The organism is Candidatus Cloacimonas sp. (genome assembly GCA_039680785.1).
Taxonomy (GTDB): domain Bacteria; phylum Cloacimonadota; class Cloacimonadia; order Cloacimonadales; family Cloacimonadaceae; genus Cloacimonas.
Map to the genome: position 1 here is coordinate 1 of JBDKSF010000046.1, position 4999 is coordinate 4999.

5 protein-coding genes are annotated in these 4999 nt (G+C 38.2%); 3 read left to right on the forward strand and 2 right to left on the reverse strand.

The annotated features are described in order from the left end of the window. Window positions 1–285: 285 nt before the first annotated feature. Together ABFC98_03220 and efp are read right to left on the reverse strand one after the other, a co-directional pair. Window positions 286–492: a hypothetical protein gene (locus ABFC98_03220; protein MEN6445038.1), complete on the reverse strand. Its 207-nt coding sequence runs from the start codon at window positions 490–492 to the stop codon at window positions 286–288. 14 nt (window positions 493–506) lie between these two features. Continuing rightward, on the reverse strand, window positions 507–1070 hold the full coding sequence (gene efp / locus ABFC98_03225) for an elongation factor P (protein MEN6445039.1): 564 nt from the start codon (window positions 1068–1070) through the stop codon (window positions 507–509). A 195-nt stretch (window positions 1071–1265) separates the two neighbouring features. Here efp and ABFC98_03230 point away from each other — a divergent pair, with 195 nt between their 5' ends. The 3 genes from ABFC98_03230 to ileS form a co-directional block, all read left to right on the forward strand. Continuing rightward, on the forward strand, window positions 1266–1772 hold the full coding sequence (locus tag ABFC98_03230) for a hypothetical protein (protein ID MEN6445040.1): 507 nt from the start codon (window positions 1266–1268) through the stop codon (window positions 1770–1772). A 122-nt stretch (window positions 1773–1894) separates the two neighbouring features. Further along, on the forward strand, window positions 1895–2260 hold the full coding sequence (locus ABFC98_03235) for a hypothetical protein (protein MEN6445041.1): 366 nt from the start codon (window positions 1895–1897) through the stop codon (window positions 2258–2260). A gap of 5 nt (window positions 2261–2265) precedes the next feature. Continuing rightward, window positions 2266–4999 (forward strand): isoleucine--tRNA ligase (ileS, locus tag ABFC98_03240; GenBank protein MEN6445042.1); only part of this gene is annotated, 2734 nt, incomplete at its 3' end.

Here is a 4999-nt window from a genome sequence, read left to right on the forward strand (position 1 = left end):
TTTTCATAAAGAGGGACAGGTGGAACAAGAGCTGATAATGAACCAGCCACAACAAGCGTTAGTAGCAGAATTATCCGCTTCCGGAAAAGGCAAGACATTTTAATCCCCCAAGGCAAGTAATATCGTGAAGACAAAAAGTTCGCTACCAACCTCTGAAAGCAGATAGCCATATTATAAACCTATTTATTATAACTGCTTAAATCGTCAATTAAAAAAACGCCTGAAGAAACATAACTCTTCTTCAGGCATAATAATAGTATTGTATCTACGGTTGAAAGGTTTTCCTTACAAATTCTTACCGGCAAGAATATCTGCCTCGTTGCATTTGCAAATTTTAACATATTGCTTCTGAGGTGACCAGCTGCCATCGTTCTTTTTGTTGGTAATAAGCTTAATTCTTTTTATTTCCGTATTACAAACAGGGCAGATCACTTTCCCCTCGGTTGATATTTCATGCGCCAATTTGGCAGTAAAACTTTTAACTTTTCCCATTTTTATCCTCTTTTTTAGTTAGCTCTTTCTATATATTCACCCGTGCGGGTGTCTATTCTGATTTTATCTCCTACCTCTACAAAGAACGGAACCATTAGTCGCAAACCAGTTTCCGTAAAAGCAACTTTTCCGCTTCCGGAGGCAGTATTTCCTTTCACATTGGGTTCACACTCGGCAATTTTTTGAACCACGGTTGTAGGCAGTTCAATTCCGATAATTTCTCCTTCAGGAGTGGCGGCTACCATAACTTCCATATTATCAACTAACAGCTTTTCTTTATCTCCCAAAAGGGATACATCAATGTGCATTTGCTCATAGTTATCTGAATCCATAAGCACCAAAAAATTTCCGTCCCGATAAAGATATTCCTTCTTGGTGCGCTCGATTCTTACTTCATTAAAAGAATCACTTTCCCGAAAAGTATTTTCCAAAACTCTTCCAGTGCGGATATTTTTTAGTTTGGAACGCAGAAAAGCCGGACCTTTACCCGGTTTTACATGCAAAAATTCCACAACTTCGTACAAATCATCTTTGAATTCAATGATCATTCCATTTCTAATATCAGCCATTGTAGCCATATTTGTTTCCTTATAGTTAAACTAAGGAAGTCAGCTTTTAAAAGGCAGAGATTTTGGCAAGGATTTTTTGAGAAAGTTGGAAAACAAATCAGTAAAGTAGTGTTTTAGCGAAATAAAGTTCCAAGTTTAGAGGCAATTTCACTCAGCGAAATTTAAACTTGACACCATAGGCATTTTAATAGATAAGGAAAAGTTATGAAAATAGAAAGGCATTTTTTTTGCGAACTGAAACACTACCGTGAACCTGCACCACAATTATGTGCTGTATGTTCACGCATATTCAAATGCAAGAGTTTTCGTGCCTGGTATAAAATACATTTTAATGAATATTTGAATTTTGTAACTGAAATTACCAAAAAATTCCCTGATAAATATACGATGGAGGTTCAATTTATGGCTGAAAAACAGAGCTTCGTCCAAATTGTGGATATGGCTACCGGCAAAATCGAAAGGGTAGTCAGTTTAAACGAAATTGAGGCATTATCCGCAGAGGAAAAACTTGCCTTGTCTCGTAATAAGAACTTATTTATTGTAACCCACCGTTTAGAACCAGTTGTAAAAATCGAACTGAAAAAAACGGTGATTAGTGCCCCTATCCAATTTAGTGAAACACCTGCCAAGGAGTCCGAACCCATAGAAGAAGTTACGCCTTTACCTGTAACGCCCAATAAACAGAAAACAAAACACCCTGCCAAAAGCTGAATAAGCTTAGAATAATTCTGGGCAAGAAAATTTCCTTTTACAGAATTGTGCATTAAAAAATAATGGCACAAACTGGATGAATAGAGGGAAATTATCTCTATAAACTTGGCAAAGGAGAAATTATGTTTATACTCGAAGATAAACATTTAGAAGTGGCAAAGGAAATTGCCCAAAGGAATCGTCACAAAAAGAGTTGTGACCATTGCTACGATCGTGGTTGGATTGGAGTTAGCGAACAAAATTTACTTGTCCTCTGCCCAAAATGTGTGGATATGGAAAAAGCCCTGGAAGAATGGAAAAATTATGTTTCCGAACATGAGGAATTAAAAGAACATTTCAGTGAATTATTTGAAGAGAAAAAAGTGGAAACGGAACAGGAGAATCCCTTATTACAAAAAGAAAGAGAACATACCAAAAACCATCCTTCCAATCAGCAGAAATATGTCCCCGGTCAAAAAAGAGCGGGGCATCAGAAGAAAATCGGATAAGGTGTATGTATAAGACAATAGAGCTGAAAGAAAGTCCTCGTCACTTAGAAAATCGCATTCGTGCCTATTGGAAGCAACAGAATTTGATTCAAAAAAGCGTGGATATTCGCGAAGGCAATCCTCGTTTCATTTTTTATGAAGGTCCTCCCACCGCAAATGGTAAACCGGGCATTCATCATATTATGGCAAGGACTTTGAAAGATGTTATTTGCCGTTATAAAACAATGAACGGCTTTCAAGTTAAAAGAAAAGCCGGATGGGATACGCACGGTTTGCCAGTAGAAATTGAAGTGGAGAAATTACTTGGTTTAAAAGATAAACGCGGCATAGAAGAGTATGGTATAGAAAAATTTTGCCAAAAATGCCGGGAATCGGTTTTCAGCTACGAAAAACTCTGGCGTGAAATGACAGAATTGATGGGCTATTGGATAGATCTGGATCATCCCTACATCACCCTAAAAAATAGCTATATAGAATCCGTTTGGTGGATTTTGGATAACTTTTTTTCCCGCGAGCTAATTTATAAAGCATATAAAATAGTTCCCTATTGTCCCAGTTGTGGAACTCCGCTATCTTCGCATGAAGTGGCTCAGGGCTATCAAGATGTGGAAGATCCATCCATTTTTGTAAAATTTAAAGCAAGAGATGAAGAAAATACCTATTTTCTGGCTTGGACAACCACTCCCTGGACACTAATTTCCAATGTTGCCTTAGCAGTTCATCCGGAAGAGACCTATGTGAAAGTTGACTACAAGGGTGAAAATTTAATCTTGGCTAAAGCGCGTTTACCAATTTTGGAAGAAGAAGTAAACATAATTGCCGAAATGAAAGGGAAAGAACTGGAAGGCATTTCCTATCTTCCTCTTTTCAATTTTGTAAAAGTTGATAAACCTGCTTATTATATTTGTTTGGCAGATTATGTCACGATGACCGAAGGAACGGGAGTTGTTCATACGGCTCCAGCTTTTGGTCAAGATGATTACTCTCTGGCAATGAAATACAACCTGCCTTTTGTTCAACCGGTGGACGGGGAAGGTAAATTTACCGATGTGGTAACTCCCTGGGCAGGCAAATTCGTTAAAGATGCTGATAAAGATATTATCCGTCACTTAAAAGAAAGTGGCAGTTTATTCCGCAGAGAACAAATAAAACACAGCTATCCTTTTTGTTGGCGCTGTAAAAGTCCGCTTATTTATTATGCAAGAGAGAGCTGGTATATAAAAACCACTCAGTTTAAAGAGCAATTGATAGAAAACAATCGTAAAATTGCTTGGTATCCTCCTTTTGTAGGAGAAAAGCGTTTTGGCGACTGGTTAGAAAATAATGTGGACTGGGCTCTTTCCAGAGATCGTTTTTGGGGGACACCACTCAATATCTGGGTTTGTGAAAAATGTGGAAAACAGCGTTCCATTGGGTCTATTGAACAGCTTCGCAAAGAGGGTAAATTAAGCTCCGGAGAGGATGTTCCGGAAGATTTGGATTTACATCGACCCTATATTGATGATGTTGTGCTTACTTGTTCCTGTGACAATAAAATGCATCGCACCCCGGAAGTTATTGAGTGTTGGTTTGACAGTGGCTCTATGCCATTTGCTCAATGGCACTATCCTTTTGAAAATTATGCTAATTTCGAGCCGGAACTGTTCCCTGCCGATATTATTTCTGAAGGGATAGACCAAACCCGTGGTTGGTTTTATTCTATGCTTGCCATTTCTACATTGTTGAAGGGTGTTTCCAGTTATAAAAGCTGTCTCGTGAATGATATGATTTTGGATAAAAATGGCAGAAAAATGAGTAAATCGCATGGAAATGCCGTTGACCCGATTGAACTTATGCAAAATTATGGGGCAGATGCAATTCGTTGGTATCTTTTAGAAGTTTCTCCACCCTGGGTTCCTACCCGTTTTGATGTGGAAGGTGTGAAAGAAATATTAGGCAAATTCATTGGGACTTTAAAAAACACTTATTCTTTTTTTGCCACTTATGCCAATATTGATGGCTTCGTAGCATCCAATTATCCTAATAATTGGGATAGAGAATCCGAAATTGATCGCTGGATTATTTCGCGCTTGCATTCTCTCATTATCACCGTTCGTAACTATTTTGACGGCTACGATTTTACGAAAGCGGTGAGAGCCATTCAGGGCTTTGTAATTGACGAGCTTTCCAATTGGTATGTTCGTCGGAGCAGAAGACGGTTTTGGGCATCCGAATTTAGCCAAGACAAAATAGATGCCTATAGAACTCTCTATCAAGTTCTTGTGGAAACTGCCAAGCTGATTGCTCCTTTTGCGCCCTATCTGTCTGAAGAACTTTTTTTAAGCTTGGAAGCGGGAGAAAGTGTTCATTTGGAATTATATCCAACTGTAGATAACACTTACATAGATACAAAACTGGAAAAGAAAATGCAGACAGTGATAGATATTGTTTCTTTGGGTAGAGCAGCCCGAAATGAATGCCGGATAAAAGTCCGCCAACCTTTAAGCGAAATGTTCGTTCCCGCCAAAACGAAAGCAGATTTAATGGATATGTTGGATCTGGTAAAAGAAGAAGTAAATATTCATAATATCAACTTTGTGAGCGAGCAGGATGGCTTTGTTCAATATGAATTGAAGCCGGACTTCAAGCTTTTGGGTCCTAAATACGGTAAAAAAGTTCAAGTTATCAATAATTTATTAAGTAACACCCCAGCAGAAAAGGTCTTACAGTCATTTAACGACAATGGTCATTATACTTTGC

What these genes read in the sequence shown, in the direction of transcription:
- ABFC98_03220 (MEN6445038.1), bottom strand. Translation starts at nt 492, where the DNA reads ATGGGAAAAGTTAAAAGTTTTACTGCCAAATTGGCGCATGAAATATCA.
- efp (MEN6445039.1), bottom strand. Translation starts at nt 1,070, where the DNA reads ATGGCTACAATGGCTGATATTAGAAATGGAATGATCATTGAATTCAAA.
- ABFC98_03230 (MEN6445040.1), top strand. Translation starts at nt 1,266, where the DNA reads ATGAAAATAGAAAGGCATTTTTTTTGCGAACTGAAACACTACCGTGAA.
- ABFC98_03235 (MEN6445041.1), top strand. Translation starts at nt 1,895, where the DNA reads ATGTTTATACTCGAAGATAAACATTTAGAAGTGGCAAAGGAAATTGCC.